This is a genomic window from Holdemania filiformis (assembly GCF_003459085.1).
Taxonomy (GTDB): domain Bacteria; phylum Bacillota_I; class Bacilli_A; order Erysipelotrichales; family Erysipelotrichaceae; genus Holdemania; species Holdemania filiformis.
Map to the genome: position 1 here is coordinate 1 of NZ_QRUP01000019.1, position 21307 is coordinate 21307.

Below are 21307 nucleotides of genomic sequence, written 5' to 3' on the forward strand. Positions count from 1 at the left end.
GAAGTTACGCATTTTTTTATTTTTTCCTATCCCTTATCTGTCACAGCCTCTTATTAAAATAATTATGAATAATTTTGCTCATAAAATCCAACTTTTGCTTATTCATTTTGGGTGAAACACCAATCCAAAATGTGTTTTCCATAATGTGATCCGTATTTCTTAAATCACCAACAACTCGATATCCCGATTGTTGTTCTCGTAACTGGTCAAAACATGGATGTTTAATCATATTCCCTGCAAATAACATTCTTGTTTGAATATTATTTGATTCGATAAATTGAACAAGTTCGTTTCTATCCACGCCTTCTTTCACTGTTATAAGAAAGCCAAACCACGAAGGATTTGAGTTTACCGTAGCTTCAGGAAGAATCAAATGAGATTCAAGATCTTTCAAGTTATCTTTCAAATACTCAAAATTCTCTCGGCGTTGTTTTGTAAATTCATTAAGTTTCTTTAGCTGGGCAACCCCTATCGAAGCTTGCATCTCTGTCGCTTTCAGATTATATCCAAAGTGTGAATAAACATATTTATGATCATAGCCTTTTGGCAATAATCCGTATTGCCCATCATAACGATGCCCGCAGAAGTTATCATGTCCGCTTGGACAGATACAGTCTCTACCCCAATCTCTAAACGACAAAGCTATTTTATAAAGCAAAGCATTATTAGTATAAACAGCTCCCCCTTCGCCCATTGTCATATGATGAGGCGGATAAAAGCTGGATGTTCCAATATCGCCAATGGTTCCTGTTAGTTTTTCTTCCCCATTAAGGTAATAAGTTGATCCTAATGCATCACAATTGTCCTCAATCAACCAGAGATTATATTTATCACAGAATGCTTTTACTTTCTCTAAATCAAACGGGTTTCCTAACGTATGTGCTATCATAACAGCCTTTGTTTTCTCGCTAACAGCAGCTTCCAATTGACTAACATCAATATTATAGGTTGGGATAGTAACATCTACAAAGACTGGAATAGCTCCATACTGCAAGATAGGAGAGATCGTCGTAGGAAAACCAGCTGCAACCGTGATTATCTCGTCTCCACGCTTGATTTGTCTTTCTTTCAATAATGGAGAGGTCAGCGTCATAAATGCAATCAAATTTGAGGATGAACCTGAATTCGTTAACAAACAATACTTAACCCCTAAGTACTTTGAAAAATCTTTTTCGAATTGTGCACAGTATCTGCCCGATGTAAGCCAGAAATCTAAAGCACTATCAACCAGATTAATCATTTCTTCTTCATCATAAACTCGTCCTGCATAAGCAATTCGATCTCCTTCGCTATACTCATCAGTGTCTTTATGATGATGATTGTAGTACTCTTTTACTAATTCTAATATTTGCTTCTTATCTTCTGACATTGAATTCATAATCATTCCTCCATATATTCTAAAATTTGATGACTTGTAATTTCTTTAAGATCTCCGTTATTTACAAATACTTTTGACCATTCTATGGTCTTCTTTACAGCCTCAGCCACATGCCAGCGTGGATACCATTTTAAAATACTTTTTGCTTTTTCACAATTTAATTTTAGAAAATTAGCTTCATGCGGCCCTTGATAGTCCGTTGCTTTCCATTTAGCACCTTCCCAAAAATGACAAAACAGCTCACAAAGCTGACTGGTTGTTACACAATCGCTATCATCTGGCCCAATATTATAATTTCCTGCATAGCTTTTATTATTATATTGTTTCATAGCCAACATTAAATAGAACATATCTGCTTCCAAAACATGTTGATATGGCCGGACTGAATTTGGGTTCCTAACAATAATTGGTACATTTTTTACAGTGTATTTTATACAATCAGGAACAATTCGATTCTCCGAGAAATCTCCGCCTCCGATAACATTTCCTGCCCGGCATGTTGAAACAGCTAAATCTCGATCACTAAAAAACGATTTGCAGTATGACGCGGTAACCAGCTCTGAACAAGATTTACTATTAGAATAAGGATCATAGCCATTCAATCTATCAGTTTCAACGTAACCGTAATTTTCTTGTTCCTGATTCTCATAAACTTTATCTGTGGTTACATTAACGAATGATTTTACACAAGGATTTAATCGAATACATTCCAAAATATTAACAGTTCCAATAACGTTAACATCGAAGGTGTAAACTGGATTTTTATAGGAATCAATGACCAAGGGCTGAGCTGCTAAGTGAAAGACAATTTCTGGTTTAAATTCATCAAAAATCCTTTTAACGTTTTGAAGATCCCGAATATCTAAAATATGCGACTGAATACGATTTTCTAAATCTAATAAATTAAATAATGAGGGATCTGTATTAGGCTGCAATCCAATACCACATATTTCTGCGCCACATTCTAAAAGAATACTGCATAGCCAGCTTCCCTTAAAACCAGTATGTCCGGTAACTAAAACTTTTTTCCCTTTGTAAAATGATTTCATCAATCCCATACTTTCCATGGCGCTTCCTCTTTTTCTAGAAGTTTCTCTAATTTATTCTTATCATTCATCGTATCCATGCATTGCCAAAATCCATAATGTTTATAAGCTTGTAACTGTCCTTGATTTGCTAAAGCTTCCAAGGGTTCCCTTTCAAAAACACAAGAATCTCCATCAAGATAATCAAAAATCTGTGGCTCTATTACCATAAACCCGCCATTAATCCATCCGCCATCATCAATATTTTTTTCCTTGAAAGATCGAATTTCATTGGATTCAGATAATTCAAGTGCTCCGAATCTCCCCCCCGGGCGAACTGCGGTTAAAGTCACAGTTTTTCTCGCTTTTCTATGGCATTCAAGTAATGAAGTGATATCTACATCACTAACACCATCTCCATAGGTCATCAGAAAGGACTCATTGCCAATAAACTTTTGAATTCGTTTAATTCTTCCGCCTGTCATTGTATTCAAACCGGTATCTACACAGGTTACTTTCCAAGGCTCTGAACTGTTATTATGGATTTCAAGTTTATTGTTCTGTAAATCAAATGTGATGTCTGAATTATGGAGAAAGTAGTCAGCAAAGAATTCTTTAATTACATAACCTTTATAACCACAGCAAATCACAAAATCATGAAAACCAAAATGACTATAATATTTCATAATATGCCACATAATTGGTTTTCCCCCAATTTCAATCATCGGTTTTGGCTTTAAATGAGATTCTTCACTGATCCGTGTTCCATACCCACCTGCTAAAATTACGACTTTCATCTTAAAATCTCCTTTCTTTTATATTGTATAATAAACGCTCTAACAAATTGCGAAAAAGATGATACTAGTTTTGCCAACAAAAAAGAAATAATAAAAAAGCAAAAAAGAATAACAAAATATTTTAATGAAAAAACAAATTTTAATTCTTGGAACAAGTATTTTTCAAGATAGTATAAAATCAAAAAATGAAATAAATAAAATTCGTAACTTATTCTGCCTAAACACTCCAAAAATATTATTCTAACATGGCATCCGTTATTTTCTAAAAAATAACAAAGAATAATTACATTACCAAAGAGCGCTGACAACATAACTACAATAATAGGCATTTTTAATACACCTATCGGAAAAAATATATAATGGATCAAACAAGCTACGAACAACAATAATGAAATTATAATTCTTTGCTTAAATATAGAATTAGTCTCTTTTCTTTTTTTAATATAATCGGCGACCACCATTCCTGTAAAATAAGGGACAATTTGAGAAATTGGTGATAAATATAAATATCCATTATCATACATTAACTTATAATTCATTAATAAATAAGATATAGCTATTTGAACACTTAAAGATATTAAAAAAATTAATATTATGAATTTGATATATTTCTTATGTTTACAAAGAAGTTTAAAGAGTATTGGAGAAACAGCATATAGAATAACGATCGTCCCTACATACCAACTTCCTGGAATCAAATCATTATTATGAATAATACTAAACCCATTTAATAGAAATAAATGTAAGCCGATTGATTTTATATTTAATTTCTCATCAATCCATAGAATTTTTGCAAGATTTGTATTTAACGCTACTAAAATATAATTTATAAGAGAGTATATTATGATTGCTATCCAATATGATGGAATTAAATTAAATAAACGCCTAATATAAAATTCTTTAGGTTTTATTCTACAGAGAGAATAATAAGCTAGAAATCCAGAAATCACAATGAATAACTGTGCTCCAAATTGTTGAAAACAAAACATTTTATATTGCAGATTTGACATTACTGTAAAATCTACACAATGTCTGAAAAAAATCATAATTACAGCAACACCTTTCAAGCAATCAATAAAAACATATTTTTTTTTGTCATATCGGTTTTCTATATTATTAGATAAAAAGTTTTCGCTTGAAATATCTTTTACCCAATGTTTTCCTATTTTCACAATTCAACCCTCAAATTCTTTCATGTATAACATTTTCCTAAAGTATTTATAGATAATACTAGTAAAGGAAAGTTATTCCTCAATCTCCGCAATAAATTTATAAAACTTTTAAGAATTTATATTTTACAATGCTTCATTTTCTTACTCTTAATAATACATATCTATCATTATCATAAATTACTTCACTGCATCCCCTTGCATCAAACCATAAAGGAAGGTAAAGATCCCCTTTAAGCACAACCACTTCTTTATCCATAATAACATAATCACAATTAGAATCAATTATAGCATCGCATATTTTAGAATAATCGGGGTCTTGCTTCCAAATATGTTGCCCATAATAATCTCGTACATAGAATATATTTAACCAGTCACTTGGTGCATCAATATTTTCATCAGAATATGCTGGCGCAGAACGAGAAGTATTCGCGTCGATCAAAACACGAATATTACTAACATACGCTTTAACAGCTATATCCTGATTAAGAATAAGGGGACGTTCTAATTTAGAACTTTGTAATTCTTCAATTAGATTTTGATATAACTCCCACTGATCATTAGTTACTCTATAAACAGGGTTATAACCTTTTTGAGGTATAAAAAATTTTGAATAATAACTTATATTATTATGTACAATGATTCCTATCGAACCAATTTCTAAAGCTAAGAGGAATAATATTTCAATATTTTTATTTTTTTCCAGCCACTCAATTAAACCTGTGTAAAAAATAAGTAAGCAAAACGGATTTATAAAGATTTCAAAGCATCGACTATAAACAATGCTAGTCATGTATTTAACTACAAAAGGAGTAACAAATGGATTTACAAATAAAATTATAATTAAGAGTAAAAAGAATTTATACTCTTTTTCATATTTTCCCTGAAAACAATTAATAAAAATAATAAACCAAAAAACACAATTCCGCACGAATTCTATTTTATTCACTGGTATAAAATAATTCAAAGTCATATCTCCCAAACTATTTAAGCGAAAAAAGAATGAGTACCCATTGAATTGACTATCTGAACCAGAAAACATAGAATTTCGCACAAAATAACTAACAATCACCAGCAAAAGAACAGAAATTAAGAAAATAAACTTAAAAAATTGTAACAATTTTTTCCAAAATATAGCATCAAATCGTTTTGTTAAATAAACAGTATATCCTGCTAGGCAATAAATTGCTAAGATTAAAATTGAAATTTTAGTATAATTTCCTGAAAAATAAAGTAATGCAAAAATAAGTAAAGATAAACAAGATATCCAGTATTCTAAATAAATAGTATAATTTTGTTCCTTTTTCCATATTAAATAGAAAAAGAAACTAATTTCAATAAAACATGCAATAAAGAAACCTGATGAACTAAATCCAATAAGTGAAGAATTCAAAAAAGTAAGTAAAAATAATGATTTTTTATTATTCAGTTTAATAAACTCATACAATATGAGCATATTACACGCAATATTTAATGTTTTCCATGTATTTCCATAAAATGGGAATGATATGTTGAAATAATTAGTGAAAAAAACAAGCACAAAAAATAAAGCAACAATTTTAGTATGCAAACTTTTTTTCTCTAAAAATAAATTTATTGAATGAAAAAGAATATCACTCAGCATATAAAAATATGTTAAAGCTGAAGTCCATAAATAAACAGGAGTTAACGAAGTATTATTTAAAGACAAAATATTCCTTATATTTTTTAAAAGCAAAGAATGAAAATAATAAAAACCTTGATAGCCATGAAGCGTCGATATATTTTCTATATTTCCAGTATAACCATTAATTGTTCCCAATGTAGGTGATGTGCTGTTTTCAATTACCATAGATAAATAGAAATTAGAATCGAAAGCAGCTTCTCCTAATGTTTGATTTCCCATTAGAAAAGCAAAAATTATAGTAAATAATGCACCTCCTAATATCATCTTAAGTTCTTTTTGTGTAGGAATTAGATTGACTTTCACTTTAATTGCAACAAATATTGGAATAATTAGCAAAATATATTGAACAAAAAGAATATAATATACAGAGAATTGAAATTTGACAAAGGCAAAGACAAAAAATTCGAAAATACCTAAAATAACAAAAAAACCGATTGTAATTATAGGAAAATAATCTGCGTTCCAATTAAAATACTTACTAATACATTTCCCTAACAGATAACTATCAAAAATCAGTATTAATGATATTACTATTGATATCTCTACCATAATTTTTTTAATCCACCTTTCAAATTTTTATCGAATAAAAGTAATAACAAAGAAATTAAAGAGATGCAATAAGAAATAATTTGTATTTTTGTTCCTTTATAATAAATAACATATTGCATTTTTATATTTTTTTCCCTGGTATTAAAGGAAACCAAAAAAGTTTCATGATCTGGATAAGGAACAAGTGATTCGACAAAATTACCATTTTCATCATAACATTCGATAGTATATCCTTTATAATAAATTAATGGCAAAATATACAGAGAATTTTCCTCACTACTACTAATTGAAAAACTCATATAATTATAGCTTCTAACGAAATCAAGTAATTCAACATCATTATTTGTTATAATATAATCACCATAGTTTCGATAATCGACATTATCTTTAATAGGCAAATAATCTGCAGCGGCAAGTTCGGCCTGATTGTAATAGGTTACTATTCCGTGTTCTCCACTGTAATCATCATCTGAAATTAAAGAATAAGGAGTATCATTAAATATGATTGATGGTTGCTTTATAACAAAAGAAAGTTGATATATTCCTATAAATAAAACTAAAATTAATACTATTAAAGAAACTCTTCTTTCATCTATTTTCCTAAAATATTCAATAACGCAAATACCAGACATCAACGAAAGTAATGCAGAAGAAACTATAATTAAACGCCAAGGAAATTGCATAAAACTAAGGAATGAATTAAATAAGCTCCAAGGAAAGAAATCTAAACACAAGATTAAACAAAAATAGCCGATAATAGTACATAAAAAATAGAATGCTCGGTTAGCTTTATCTTCTTTATATCGAAAAAATTGTAAAGCCGGTAAAATCATAGCAATTATCCCTGTATTAGTAGTCATCCAATAATCTTGACCAAATTCGTGACCTGCTAATCCGAAATTTATTTTCATCGTGAATAATTGTTCTAGAAATAGTGTATAATTACTTAAATTAGAATCACTAACAAATTCGTTTACTGCGTATTTTCCAGTACTAAGTTGTTCCAACATAGGGAACAAAAAGAAAGCAAGACACCCAATTGCAATGAAAATTGCTTTAACTATACAAAATATTCGACTTCTTTCTTTTAATAGCCTAGTCAAATTACATAAGATAAATATACCAAAGACGCCGCACATTAAAACAAAAGATATATTATGACTTAATAAAAGCAATGCAAAAAACAAACCTAAATATTTATAATTATATTGATCTGTATAGAGGACTTTATAAATTTCAAGGAGGATCACGGGGATGAAAATCATCGCTAAAACTTCTCCAATTGCTCCCCTAACATATACATCAGTAATTCTATAGGCCGTAAATAAATAGATAACTGCCGATAAAAATGCAGAAGATGTATTCTTACTTATTTTTTTCACAGTATAATACATGCTAACGAAAGTCATTCCTGTACACATAAATAGGAAAACCTTATACGTGATTACGATCGGAACTCCGCAAAGCCGGATTAAAGCTGGAATAATCAAAAAAATATCCGAGTAGAACAAAGGGGTTCCATAACCAAAATTAAAATTTTGTTCATAATATAATCGCGGAAAAAAATCGCCATGTATATAAGCTTCTTTTAACGCTTCAATCCGTGCCAAATGGAAATAAGTATCATGCCCCCGTACTAACGTATTAGAGAACAGAGGATAACAGAAAACAAGACAGAATAAGATTCCCATTCCCCATAAAACATATCTTTTTTTTGTAATTTTATTCATTATTTTCCGTTGATTTCCCTTCGTATTTTTAAATTAATATTGGTTGAATACATTAATTACATATTCCAATTTTTCAGTTTCCATACCATTATAAAGTGGTAAAGAGACTATATGATCAGCCATTTTTTCTGTAATTGGAAAATCATTTACATGATACCCTAAATATTCATAGGCAGTACTCAAATGCGGTGGTTGAGGATAATGTATTTTAAGTTCAATTCCTTTTTGATTACAATATTTCATAAAATTATCACGATCTTCTATGTATACAACAAACAAATGAAATACATGACCTAACTCACCAAACTGCATCTCAGGTAATTTAATTTTAGGATTTTTGATTTCGGTTAAATATCTTAAAGCATCTTTTCTTCTTTCAGCAGTAAGTTCATCTAAATGTTTTAATTTAACCCGCAATAGCCCAGCTTGAAGTTCATCCAGTCGAGAATTATAACCTACTTTTTCAAAATAATATGTTTTTTTTGAACCATAATTTCTCATCATTCTAACTTCTTCAGCAATGTCTTTATTATCTGTAATAATGGCGCCCCCATCGCCGAAACCGCCGAGATTTTTGGTTGGATAGAAGCTAAAACAACCTACATCACCCCAGGTGCCACATTTCTTCCCATTAATAGAAGCACCATGAGATTGTGCGCAATCCTCAACAACTTTAAGATTGTATTTTCTTGCAATCTTCATTATTTCTGGCATATTTGCTATCTGTCCGTACAAATGAACAACACAAATTGCTTTTGTCTTAGGTCCTATAGCGGCTTCAATCTTCAAAGGATCCAAATTATAATATTGGTCAGGTTCAACAAATTTAGGCACTAAGCCATTTCTGGTAAATCCCATAATTGAAGCTATATATGTATTTGCTGGCGCAATGACTTCATCTCCAGGATTTAAATGAAGCGCTTCAAAAGCCAAAATTAAAGCATCAAGTCCACTGGCCACACCTACACAATATTTAGATTGATTATATTCAGCAAATTCTTCTTCAAAACATTTCACTTCATTACCGAGCACATACCATCCGCTATCTAAAACCTCCTCGACCTTTTTTAAATATTCGTTTTTAAATTTCAAATATTGCGGAAGTAATTGATTATTTTCTATTTTCATAAATTTCCTTCTTTCAACCTCTTAAATGTATCATAATCTCTTATATAATCAGATTCATCATAGCCCTCGCTGGCTAAGACCATCAATATTGCATTATCATGATAAGTTAACGTATGCCAGATTTGAGGGCCACACACAAGCCCTACATGAGGATCATTAAGTTCAAAGCTCTCTTGATTACCATTTATATCCTCGCAATGGACAACAATTTTGCCGCTTAAAGCAAAAAATATCTGAAATAAACTTTTATGTGCGTGATAACCTCTAACATTTCCCTCTTGAGTATTAATCACAGTATAAACTCTTCGGATATCAAACGGAAGTCCTGTATTTCTTTCTATTGCGCTAAGATAACCATCATTCGCACTGCCATGGGCCTTAAAAGCTTGCAAATAAACATTCTTCATTACTTTTTATCCTCAATTATTTCATCTATGATGTATAAAGGACGTTTTCTAGATTCATCAAGATTTCTCCACATATACTCACCGATAATTCCAAGCATAATCATTTGTACTCCAGCCAGCACCAACACAACAACCATTAAAGATGTCCATCCAGCAACATCTGAACCATGAACCAATTTATCATAGACTAGAAGCAAAGCTGAAATAAAGCCACTTATGCTCATTAGAAAACCTAATCCACTAATCCATCGAATTGGAGTATGCGAGAAAACAATGAAAGTATCGATAAAAAGATCAATTCTTTTTTTATAGGACCACATTGATTTTCCTTTTTCTCTTGCTTGTCTTGTGTACTCTATAACTTTCGGGTTAAACCCAGTCCAAATCAATTGAACGTAAATCGAAGAGTTCTTTTCCTGCATATTAACCAAAATCTCCGCTACACTCTTATCCATCAAAAAGAAATCAAAGCCTTGCTTTGGATAATCGGCAATAACCAACTTTCTTACAATACGATAATAAGTATTAGCGAAGAAGTTCTTTATCCAAGGCTCATCGCGTTTGTTTCTGGCTGCAATTACTACTTTCTCACCTTGTTGCCAATATTGAATCATTTCTGTAATTAAATAAGGAGGATCTTGTAAATCTGCACTCATCACAGCAATCGCATCGCCAGTAGCTTGACTCATGCCAGCAACTATCGCACGGAATTCTCCAAAATTACGAGAAAGTTTAACAATTTTCACATGATTATCATATGATTGAACTTTCTTTAACTCATCTAATGTTTTATCTCTTGATCCATCATCAACAAACACAATTTCAAATTCAATATCTTTTCTTTTTTCAAAAACATCACGAACTAATACTTTATAAGTCTCAGCTATATTCAGTTCATTGAAATAGCACGGAATAACTATAGATACTTTTGACATATTTAACTCCTCATGTGATACTAATTTATTATAGCAAAAAAGTCCTCTATATACTGGACTTTTTTCTTTCTTTTATGCTAAAAATGAATAAAACCGTAGCCATAAGACTCCCAATAACACTCATTATCAAACCAAACTTAAATCCTTTTGGTACAAAATACATCTCAATATGATTTTCCCCCTGATTAATTGGTATTCCTATAAAGCCGCCATTAACTTCATATTTTTTCACTTCATTCTCATTAACTAAAATTTTCCATCCTTCATCATAAGGTAATGTTATGACCATAAATCCTCCATTATCAGATTTAATGTCGCCCGTAAGCTGATTTCCTCCATATTGAATGTTATTTAATTCGGATCTCGCATCACGTTTAACAAGTGCCTTTATTTCTTCAAGATTTTCATTATTACATATTACTATGTTATTCAATTCATAGAGGCTTTGATTAGTTTGCATAAATTCTTCATAAGTTAATGCAGAATTATAAGTAGTTCCCAACGGTCTGAAGTCTTTGTTTTCATATATTGAAATACTTCCTCGATAGTCATCTTGAATTAATTCCCAATTAACTCCGAAAGGAAGTTCTTTAGAATTTAACACTAACGCATATTTAACATTCAAAAACTTCATTAAGTCACCATTCTTAATATTAAAAATCATTCCTGAGTTAAACTCCCTTATTTCTGGAGCAAGTTCCGCAAGTTTGTTGATTGCTGGTGAATAAGTCGAGTCATAAATCATCAATCCATTTAATTGATAGGCTACGGACATATTATGACTATAATTCCAATATAACGAGTCATGTGGTACGTAAATTCTATAATATTCAGTATAATTTTCTGGATCTAAATAATCTAAATAATTATTTAATCCTTGATCTTCATCTTGCAATACATGGGTTACCTCATTCGCAAAAGCATAACTTCCTCTTTCTGAAGTATCCATTTTACGAATATAATGAATCCCTCCTGATAATGCGAATTCCAAAACAGACAAAATAAGCAACGCATTAATTGCTCTGCGCTTTAGCAAAAACGCAAAAACAAAAATTAATATAGCACACCCAGAAAACAAAATAATTTGCGAACCATATTCATTAAAAACAATGTCAAATTTGCCTTCTATTATTGCAGATAAAGGAACAATAACGATGCAAAAAGCAGCTACAAGACTAGCTATTGGATATATTTTTTTGATATTTATAATTTCTAAATGATCAAAGAGATAACAAGCTGTAATTATATTAAATAAAGTTAACAAAAAAGTCCATCTGAACGAAGGTTCACTAAAACCGTGTAACGCTGCATCTCCAATCGGAAAGACTGCTAGAATAATTAGACATAGATAAAATAACAAAGTTTTCCTTTGATATGATTTATCAGTTATACAAAATACCTGACAAACAAGCAATGCAGTTAAACTTCCTGCCCATATACAAATTTCACGTGTTACATGCCAGTTTGTTTCGAATACGTTTACGCCATAAATGTATTGATAATTTGGAACAAACATAGAAGCAAGAAAGTGTAAATAGACCTGCGGATCTTGGAATAATAACGAAATATTTAATCCAATTCGATTATTTTCACTCATATAACTAATTGTTGGAACTAATACGATTCCAGCCATCATTACTCCAATTAAATAAATTCCAATTAACTTCAAAGTATCTGGTATAAATTTACTAAAATCAAACTTTATCTGACTATAACGATAAATATAAAAGAACGGTGTTAAAAATGATAATGTATAAAAGAAATACCAATGTGAACTTAGTAAAATAGCAGTAATCAGAAGAAACTGCATTTTCTTCCCAGTAATAAGATATTTTTCTATACCACAGAAATAAAGTGGCACGAGACAATAAAAAGAATGAAACATTAATTGTCCGCTAAAGAATATAGCCCATCCACTAAACGCATAACATAAGCCTCCGAAGAAGCTAACTTTCTCTGAGATTTTCATCGTTCTTAACAAATAAAACATTGAAAATGCACTGATGAAGAATTTTCCAATTTCTAATAACAAAGTTCTATCAAAGAAATTAAGATTTTGAAATAGCAAACTTGCCCAAGTAAAAGGATCGCCCATAATATAAAAGGTTTGCGAAGCAAAGAAATTAGTACCTAAAAACATGCTCCACGAATAAAAAGGAAAGGTTCCTTTTTTAAAGAATTGATTCATTAAATTGGTAAATTCCATATTAAAGAAAAACTGTTCAGGTTTTAAGTCTGTACCGTATGTTACCGGTATGTGCGCTAGCAAATTAGGTAAAAACATACATCCACAGATTAGAGTTACTGCTCCTGCAAGTAAAAGCGGGTACTTATATTTTTTTAGCATAAAAACCTCCAATGATACTGATCCATTATATCTTATAATTCAGTAACTAACTATGATAAAAATTCTTAAATATTTTTTTCATGGTGTTTGCAATAAAACTTCTCCTAATATAATATAGGGACCAGAAATCATGGCAACCAGTCATGATTTGATCCTCTCATTGTTTAAGCTGTATAATGGAGTGGTAATGGTGTGACGTTTTTCTCCTAGAACTATACTGCGTGTATACGTTCGTTGAAAAGCCAGTCCGTCAGCCACTCATTGCAGCCGTTCGATTTAAGTAGGTAGAGTCGATATCCTTTCCATCGCGTTCGTTTAACCCCCAGGAGATTGAATCGACAATGAGGAAACTGATCCCGTTGCCCATTCACTTTTCAGGAGGTGTTTCTATGCGCTATCTTATTGGTATCGACGCCGCCAAAGCCAAGAACGATATTGCCATCTTCAATTCAGACTTGGGTCTTGTCAGAAAGCCTTTCACGGTCTCTCAAAGTCAGTCTGATATTCAGAAGCTGGCGAAGTCCTTCGCGGCCATGGATGGAGATGTCCGTGCTGTTGTCGAAAGCACAGGCCGTTACCCTCTTCCTATCGTCGAACAGCTTTCTAAGGAAAGAATCTTTGTCAGTGTTGTCAATCCTAAGTTGATTAAGCAATTCGGCGATAACTCTCTTCGCAAGGTGCAGAACGACCCTGCCGATGCGAAGAAAATCTGCAGGTACGGCATCCTGAACTGGGATTCTCTGAGGGAGTATACGAATATGGATGAATTACGTACCCAGCTTCAGCTTTACAATTCTCAGTTCGAGTTTTTTACGTCCCAGAAAGTCTCGGTCAAGTCCAATCTTATTGCTTTGTTAGATATGACCTATCCGGGTGTCAATCAGCTCTTCAACAGTCCTGTCAGACCGGATGGCAGCGAGAAATGGGTGGATTACGCCGAGCTTTTCCGGCATGTGGACTGCGTTCGTTCTCTTTCACTCCATGCCTTTAGCGAAAAGTACAGACATTTTTGTGAAAAGCAGGGCTATCACTTCCAACAAAGCAAGTGTGAATCATTCTACGCTTCAGCCCAGGATCTTATCGCGGTTTTTCCAAAAAACGCGCAATACAAGGCTTTGGTGAAGATGACCATTGGCAATCTCAAAGAAGTCATCACCCATGTCGAAACACTTCGCGCAGCGATGAACGAGATTGCCAGCCAACTCCCGGAGTATCCTGTCGTCATGGCGATGAAAGGGGTCGGCCCTTCTCTGGGTCCTCAGCTTATGGCTGAGATTGGAGATCCGATTCGTTTTAAACATCGTGAGGCTTCTGACCGCCTTTGCGGGCGTGGATTCGGGTGTCAATCAATCCGGAACCCTGAATCAAGGGAGCAACAGTGCTTCCAAGACAGGCAACCCGCGGCTTAGGCATACACAATTCAAGATTATGGAAGTCCTCATCAAACTTCACCCGGAAGAGGATAAGGTCTACCAGTTTATGGATAAGAAGCGCAGTGAAGGCAAACCTTGCCTTGTGTATGCGACAGCGGGAGCCAATAAGTTCCTGCGGATTTACTATGGTAAGACACATGAATCTCTGCATGCCCTGAAGGCGGACAAAGAAACAAGCGAATAATTCAAATCAAGAGAATCCCTCCCTGAACGGTCAAATACAACTGCGAATCGTTGCATGCCAATGAAAACGCAACCTTGATCTTGTTTTTGTTATGCCTTTTTAGCTGATTTCTATTTTTTTCATAAATTGCTTTAAAAATAGCTTGACCTTTTGTTAGTAGGCTTTTCTTATTCTAATTTCTTATTTGCAATGAACTCTTACTTTAAATACTCTAGCATAATACAATGTTTATGTGAAACACAATATTAAAAAAATATCAAGTCAATTAGATTTCTCGACATAATATGACTCAGTCATGTCCTTTTAGTTTAATTATAATCGTTTGTAATTATAAAATAATATTCGAAAAACTTATTCATACTTTTATTTGTTCTTAATTTTGCTTATAATAATTATCAGGTGATAATAATGAAAAAAATAAAAAAGCATTTTTTAAGCAACGCTGATATTTTAATCTTTTTCTTCTCTGTCTTATTTTTTGATTATTTCTTTCGTAATCAATTGGGTATGTCCTCAGCTAACGCTAAAGTAATTTTTGTAAATATTTTTACTGCTATTTTATTAAGTTCCTTTATGTTTCTCATGGGGCAAAAAACGAGATTAACTTATGGAATAGTTTTGATGAGTATGATGGCATTACTTTGCTTTTGTCAGAATCTTCATTATAATTATTTCTCTACTTTCTTTTCTTTTTCGAAAGCTAGTATTCTAAAAGAATTTTTCCAAGTAAAAAATGAAGCCACTGGAAAACTAACATTAGATCTCTTTGGATATTTTCTACCTCTGATCCCTTTTATTCTTATCAATCTATTTAAAGGTAAACAATATAAATATAATTACATTCTAAGAATATGCATTACAAGCTTTTTATGTATATTAAGCCTTGCCTGCCTGTTCTTAACATTCTCAAATTATCCGGAGAATATTAAGAAAAGTGAAAGTGACTCGTATCTTTACCATACACTTTACAATAAAGTCAGAGCCGTTGATCGACTCGGCTTGTATTCATACACCATTAAAGATGCACAGCTAACTCTAAATCATAAAATAGAAAATACTGACGAACAAAAAACAATGATTGATCTTTATATAGAAGAACATGGATATGTTTCAGAACCTAATGATTATACAGGGATATTTAAAGGTAAAAATTTAATTCTTATCTTATGTGAATCGTTATCCACAATTGTTATTGATGAAGAACTGACTCCTACCTTATACATGATGAAAACACAAGGAATTAATTTTGATAACCATTATGCACCAGTATATCAATCTGCTACAGCGGATAGTGAATTCATCAGTCTTACTTCACAAATTCCTTCTATTGACAATGGTCCGCTTGCATATGATTTTTATGAAAATACTTTCCCAAGCGCGCTTCCTCAATTATTTCGCGAAATAGGATATTCAGCTAACTCATTCCATTCCTTCAAAAAGGAGTTTTATAATCGTGAAACTTTGCATTACACCTACGGATTTACCTACCTCTATGATTGGGTTGATCTTAATTTAGAAAAGCGTCCAGAATTTGTAGAGGCTTATAACTGGATTCATGATCGTGAACTTTTCACAAAGGCTCTGGAAGCGACAAATGAAAATGCTACTGAACCATTCTTTGATTTCTTTATTAGTGTTTCTGGGCATGTACCTTATGTTCGTGAACGTTATGAATTGGAATATGATCTTTGGCAAACTATCGTTCTCCATGGTGAAGCTGGTGAAGAGTATTCTACAGAAGCCCTTTGTTATCTAGCAGCACAGAAAACGCTTGATAGTGGATTGGAAATTTTAATTGAAGATCTTACAAAAACCGGTCAACTTGAAAACACTGTTATCGCTGTCTATGGAGACCATTATCCTTATGGGTTAACAAAATCCGCGACAAAAGAATTATTCACTGACCTTAAAAATGACTATGAAATTTATAAAGTTCCATTCATCATTTGGACTCCAAGTTTAGAGAATACTACAACTATCGAAACAGTGACCTCAACATATGATATTATGCCAACTTTATGTAATTTGTTTGATATAAACTTAAACGGTCATCTCATCACTGGCCGTGATGCATTATCAGATAAAGATGGACTTGTTATCTTTGAAGATCGCTCTTGGCTTAATGATCGAGCCTATTATAATGCAACGAAAGGAACAGTCATTAAATTAGATCCTTCTATAACTGATGATGAAATAGAAGAAATAAATAACAAAGTTTTCGAAGAAATCCAAATTAGTCAGAATATTCTAACATCTGATTATTTCGCTGAAAAGAATTAACAAATTTAACATGTGAACTTCCATTACCCTTGCTGTAAACTCAACATCATTATTATCAGAATCTGCAATGCTTGAGTTAATAAAACTCACAATGGTCATATAAAATATCCTTCATCAAAAAATAGAGCTATCTTAAGAATCATATCGATTTCTTAAGATAGCTCATTTTATTCTAATTCAAATCTTTTTCATGAAGGATAGTCTGTTGCAGCGCCTCTTCTGTAATAAAATCTGAATAAACACCAAAAAAATGATTATCATTAATAATTTTCAAAGCTTTATCTATCTGGTTAACTGTATGAATATAGATTGTAAACTGATCTTCATAATCCTGCATTTCAGCATAAGCATAAATATCAGTAATTACTTTTGTAGCCCATTCATTATCCATATGCATAACAACTACCGGCACTTTATGTTCCTTAACAAATTGATAAATTTTTTGTCCATCAGAATCAACATAATAATGGTAAAGAGTGAATATGATTTTGTTAAAGTCATAATTCTCATCTAAGAAAACATACATATCTGGAGTATAGGCTTGTGGTATAATTCTATTTATTAATTCTGGGTTAACAGAATCTACTTCCTCTATCATTTTATTATACATGACTTCTGAGCCTTCGATATCAAAGGTCTTAGAATCTATGATAATATAAAAATCCGGAATTTCGTTCATGAGCTCAAGAAGATCTTTAAACATTACCGTCTTGTATTTTCCATGAATCTTCGCTTTCTTAAACTCTTCCGTAGACATCGGCCAATCTCCGCCAATATCCGTTAATTTATTACGAAAATCTTCCCAAGTATGAATTAAACATATACCCCCATCAGATGTTGTGTCAAGATCTATTTCAAATAATCGTGTACCTTCATTATAATTCTGATAAAATGCTTCTAAAGAATTCGTGTAATCATAATTATCAATTCCACCTAAAGCATGCGCCATAACTCGATATGTATGATTCCAATCTTCAACTAATTCTCCAACATCAGAAGTGATTTTTAACACTTGCTCTGTTTCATCAACATTAACAACAGGAGCATTATCTCTACGATCATCAAAATTCCCTTCATCTTTATATATGTTGTTAAATAAAATAAATGCAAAGCTGCCAAACGCTGTGAGCACTAATATACTGATTGCAAGAACTAATAACTTTTTCATATTTACCCCACTTTACATCTTTCTTGATATTCAAATTGGTTCAACTGACATTCAAATAAGATACACATCTGATTTTTTATAGCATCTAAGATGATTCCAACCATAAAAAGCAGAAAAGCTATAATAAACAAAGAAGTAGCGAGTACAGCGCTTGGAATTTTAGTTATAAAAGCAGTCTTAATGAATTCTGTAATAACCGGAATTCCAGCAACCAGGCCTAGAATAATAAATAAAATTGAAAAACAACTAAAAAACAACATAGGCCGATAATTTTTAAAGAGATCAAATAATTTTACCAAGACTTTAAAACCATCCGAAAATGTATTAAGTTTGGATTCACTTCCTGCCGGTCTGTCACGATATGTAATCGGAATTTCGACAAGTTTCATTCGATATACAAGAGAAAATATCGTCATTTCGGTTTCAATTTGAAATCCCGAACTCATAACTGGCATATTTTTTACAAATCTACGGCTATAAACGCGATATCCCGTCATAATATCATTAATATTACTTTTGAATAAGAAGTTAATTAAATTTTTAACTAGGTTATTCCCGAAACCATGAAATCCTCTTTTATTCTCTTCAAAGTATGTACCATTAGAAAGTCGATCCCCGATAACCATATCTGCATTACCTTCTAGAACAGGTTGAATCAATTTGTGTACCTCGTCTGCAGGATACGTATCGTCTCCATCAACGAGAATATAAACATCTGCATCAATATTTTTAAACATTGTGCGTACTACATTGCCCTTCCCCTGTGCAGTTTCTTTTCTAACTATCGCCCCTGCAGCTGATGCCAAATCCGCAGTTTTATCCTTAGAGTTATTGTCATAAACATAAATATCTGCAGCAGGAAGTTCTCTTTTGAAATCTGTCACGACTTTTTCAACTGTCAATTCTTCATTATAGCATGGGATTAAGACAGCAATTTTTTCCATAATTATCACCTTATTTTCTATAATTATATTACAAATTCACCTAATTTTTCTCTAGACTTTTAATCTTAAACTTCGATGTGGTTATTTCTGTTATCGCACAAGCATCTGTTGCCTCGTCAAATTCTGGATTTTCCCAATACTGAATAATAAGATAATCAACGTCATAATAATCCAAATAACCACAGGAACGAGCATAATCTTCTGTTGCTGGAGCTTCCCAATCATAATGTCTGCGAGCTAAATCATAGAAAATCCAATCGACTCGATTCCAAATATAATAATAATCCCGTGCAGTAAATATCTGATATACATTAGGAAGAAAAGTTCTTACCCCTTCCGCATGAGAAATAATTGTCGGTTGATGCTCATCGTTAAATTGATTTTGGTCACGCTCAATTAATCCCTCAAGAACATGTATTGCCTCAATTTCCTCATCACTGATTTTATAAATCGGATTCACTGTTTTCCCTCCATTCACATGAAAGGTGTATAATCCCCAATCAGAATCCAAATAAGAAGCAACATGACCGACAACAATCTCGACGCAAAGAATAACTAATAACATCCGTTTTATCCATTCTCGATGATCAAGCCATTGAATTACAGCTAACAGAATCAACATCTCAGTAAATGGATTAAACAAAACTTCTACAGTACGATAAAATACATTAGAGGCAATCAAGTAGGCCACCGCGGTCGTCGCGAATGGGTTTAAAAATAAAATCAACATCATAACAAATAAAGATTTTATATAGTTTTGTTCTTCTGATTGAGCTTTCCAAAGAATCAAGATAACGCCGATCCATCGTATAATGTTAAGAATATTATCGAAAATATGGGAATAAATGAAATAATAGTCTTTAACCATGTCATAATCTTGATGATTATTAAAATAATAGGCATAATCATATAAATAATCAGGTTTAAAGAAATTAACATAAGCCGCAAACATCATCATAAGAACAGGAATAAGAATAAAGAAAATAAATTTACCATGTCTGAAAAAGAATTTTTCAATTATATCAATAGTTTTCTTCATCCACTTTGTGAATCGCAGACTATAATAAGCTATAAAAATTAGAGCTAGCGCAGGCGCGATCCAGGGAATTTCCTTATTCCGACTAAACATCGCAACCGCATAGATCGCCATAGGTAAAACGATGATTGACATATTAACAAAGGCATTCTCTTTTTTACTAACAAAAAGATAAGCAGCCAAACTAAATAAAATCGCAAAGGAAATAAACAAGTAGGATGAAGAACAAGCTAAACCCGCACCGACGATGAACATCATGACATACTTTAACGAATCTTCTTTATCACGCAGCCAACAATACGCTGTATAGATTAAATAAGCCGCTAGCAGAGTACGGTATGTATTCCCATAAAACGCAAAGGCAACACGCCAATAGTAGAAATTACTGAAAAATAATGTAAATGCAATAAGCACATACTTAACACTTTTTTGTTTGATCTTTAACCCTTCAGCAAAATTGACTATTAACATGGAAGAAATCAACGAATAGATCATGCCTAATCCCCACGTAGAGATTACAATATTATCAATTTTACCGCCAATTCCTAATAAAACTGACGGAACATTAATAACATGGCATAAAAAAGTGCCGAAATGATAATAACCTTGGAATAAATACAGCGCATCCCACTCAGTGCCCACCTTTCCAGAATACAAATTAAATAAATTTAAATGTTGATTATCAATGTTCTGAGCAATGTAATTCAAATACATTGGCGAATCTGAGAAGCCAATATCGATAAATAACTGGTAAAATACAGCGATGAAAGCAAGAAATGAAGCTATAATCCAAAGGGTATTCCATTGCCAGTAACGTTTAAATAATTCCTTAATATGAAATAACGAATATAGTAGTAAACAGCCGAATATTAGATAACTGCTAGCATAAATCCAAGATACAGATCCATTAAAGTACTGTACAGGATAGTAGCATAGCTGCAGCGTACATAATAACATAACAAAGCCCAAAGGGGCGGTAAAGCCTGTCGGCTTTAATTTCAATAATTTTTCAGCGAACAATCCATAACCAGCGCTGCAAAATAAAACAACACCTACAGCTAATAATATTTTAATCATAACCTAATCACCTTGTAAATCATATCATAGATCAAACTGACTTTCTATAAAAGC

The 21307-nt window shown here is 32.3% G+C and carries 16 protein-coding genes; 3 read left to right on the forward strand and 13 right to left on the reverse strand.

Annotated elements, in window-relative coordinates; all coding sequences use genetic code 11:
• Positions 1-40 precede the first annotated feature (40 nt).
• From rfbH to DWY25_RS13535, 10 genes are all read right to left on the reverse strand, one after another.
• On the reverse strand, positions 41-1378 hold the full coding sequence (rfbH, locus tag DWY25_RS13490; protein ID WP_117895669.1) for a lipopolysaccharide biosynthesis protein RfbH: 1338 nt from the start codon (positions 1376-1378) through the stop codon (positions 41-43).
• A 2-nt stretch (positions 1379-1380) separates the two neighbouring features.
• Positions 1381-2445, reverse strand: a complete 1065-nt coding sequence (gene rfbG, locus DWY25_RS13495) for a CDP-glucose 4,6-dehydratase (RefSeq protein ID WP_117895670.1) — start codon at positions 2443-2445, stop codon at positions 1381-1383.
• Entirely contained in the window at positions 2427-3200 is a 774-nt protein-coding gene (gene rfbF / locus DWY25_RS13500; protein ID WP_117895671.1) for a glucose-1-phosphate cytidylyltransferase, read from the reverse strand. Before rfbF ends, rfbG begins: the two co-directional genes overlap by 19 nt.
• The gene (locus tag DWY25_RS13505) at positions 3197-4372 is read right to left on the reverse strand and encodes an acyltransferase family protein (protein WP_117895672.1); all 1176 of its coding nucleotides are present in this window, start codon (positions 4370-4372) and stop codon (positions 3197-3199) included. The genes rfbF and DWY25_RS13505 overlap by 4 nt, the downstream gene beginning before the upstream one ends.
• 133 nt (positions 4373-4505) lie before the next feature.
• Entirely contained in the window at positions 4506-6584 is a 2079-nt protein-coding gene (locus DWY25_RS13510) for a hypothetical protein (protein ID WP_117895673.1), read from the reverse strand.
• The gene (locus DWY25_RS13515) at positions 6578-8314 is read right to left on the reverse strand and encodes a glycosyltransferase family protein (RefSeq protein WP_117895674.1); all 1737 of its coding nucleotides are present in this window, start codon (positions 8312-8314) and stop codon (positions 6578-6580) included. Before DWY25_RS13515 ends, DWY25_RS13510 begins: the two co-directional genes overlap by 7 nt.
• A 33-nt stretch (positions 8315-8347) precedes the next feature.
• On the reverse strand, positions 8348-9442 hold the full coding sequence (locus tag DWY25_RS13520; RefSeq protein ID WP_117895675.1) for a DegT/DnrJ/EryC1/StrS family aminotransferase: 1095 nt from the start codon (positions 9440-9442) through the stop codon (positions 8348-8350).
• Positions 9439-9849 (reverse strand): sugar 3,4-ketoisomerase, encoded by a 411-nt coding sequence (locus DWY25_RS13525; protein WP_117895676.1) that lies wholly within the window; start codon positions 9847-9849, stop codon positions 9439-9441. The genes DWY25_RS13520 and DWY25_RS13525 overlap by 4 nt, the downstream gene beginning before the upstream one ends.
• Entirely contained in the window at positions 9849-10784 is a 936-nt protein-coding gene (locus DWY25_RS13530; RefSeq protein ID WP_117895677.1) for a glycosyltransferase family 2 protein, read from the reverse strand. Before DWY25_RS13530 ends, DWY25_RS13525 begins: the two co-directional genes overlap by 1 nt.
• A gap of 46 nt (positions 10785-10830) precedes the next feature.
• A complete protein-coding gene (locus DWY25_RS13535; RefSeq protein ID WP_117895678.1) occupies positions 10831-13131 on the reverse strand; it encodes a YfhO family protein in 2301 nt (766 codons plus the stop codon).
• A gap of 389 nt (positions 13132-13520) precedes the next feature.
• Here DWY25_RS13535 and DWY25_RS13540 point away from each other — a divergent pair, with 389 nt between their 5' ends.
• The 3 genes from DWY25_RS13540 (at position 13521) to DWY25_RS13545 (ending at position 17028) form a co-directional block, all read left to right on the forward strand.
• Positions 13521-14540, forward strand: coding sequence for an IS110 family transposase (locus DWY25_RS13540; protein WP_244925983.1), 1020 nt, complete (start codon positions 13521-13523; stop codon positions 14538-14540).
• Positions 14461-14748 (forward strand): hypothetical protein, encoded by a 288-nt coding sequence (locus DWY25_RS17975; protein WP_244925984.1) that lies wholly within the window; start codon positions 14461-14463, stop codon positions 14746-14748. Before DWY25_RS13540 ends, DWY25_RS17975 begins: the two co-directional genes overlap by 80 nt.
• 408 nt (positions 14749-15156) lie before the next feature.
• The gene (locus DWY25_RS13545) at positions 15157-17028 is read left to right on the forward strand and encodes an LTA synthase family protein (RefSeq protein ID WP_117895679.1); all 1872 of its coding nucleotides are present in this window, start codon (positions 15157-15159) and stop codon (positions 17026-17028) included.
• Positions 17029-17200: 172 nt separating this feature from the next.
• On the opposite strand, the gene DWY25_RS13550 is transcribed toward DWY25_RS13545, so the two are convergent.
• The 3 genes from DWY25_RS13550 to DWY25_RS13560 are packed head-to-tail and all read right to left on the reverse strand — an operon-like array spanning position 17201 to position 21253.
• The gene (locus tag DWY25_RS13550; protein ID WP_117895680.1) at positions 17201-18196 is read right to left on the reverse strand and encodes a glycerophosphodiester phosphodiesterase family protein; all 996 of its coding nucleotides are present in this window, start codon (positions 18194-18196) and stop codon (positions 17201-17203) included.
• Between the two features lie 2 nt (positions 18197-18198).
• Positions 18199-19140, reverse strand: coding sequence for a glycosyltransferase family 2 protein (locus DWY25_RS13555; RefSeq protein ID WP_117895681.1), 942 nt, complete (start codon positions 19138-19140; stop codon positions 18199-18201).
• Positions 19141-19180: 40 nt separating this feature from the next.
• Positions 19181-21253, reverse strand: a complete 2073-nt coding sequence (locus DWY25_RS13560; protein ID WP_117895682.1) for a DUF6077 domain-containing protein — start codon at positions 21251-21253, stop codon at positions 19181-19183.
• Positions 21254-21307 lie beyond the last annotated feature (54 nt).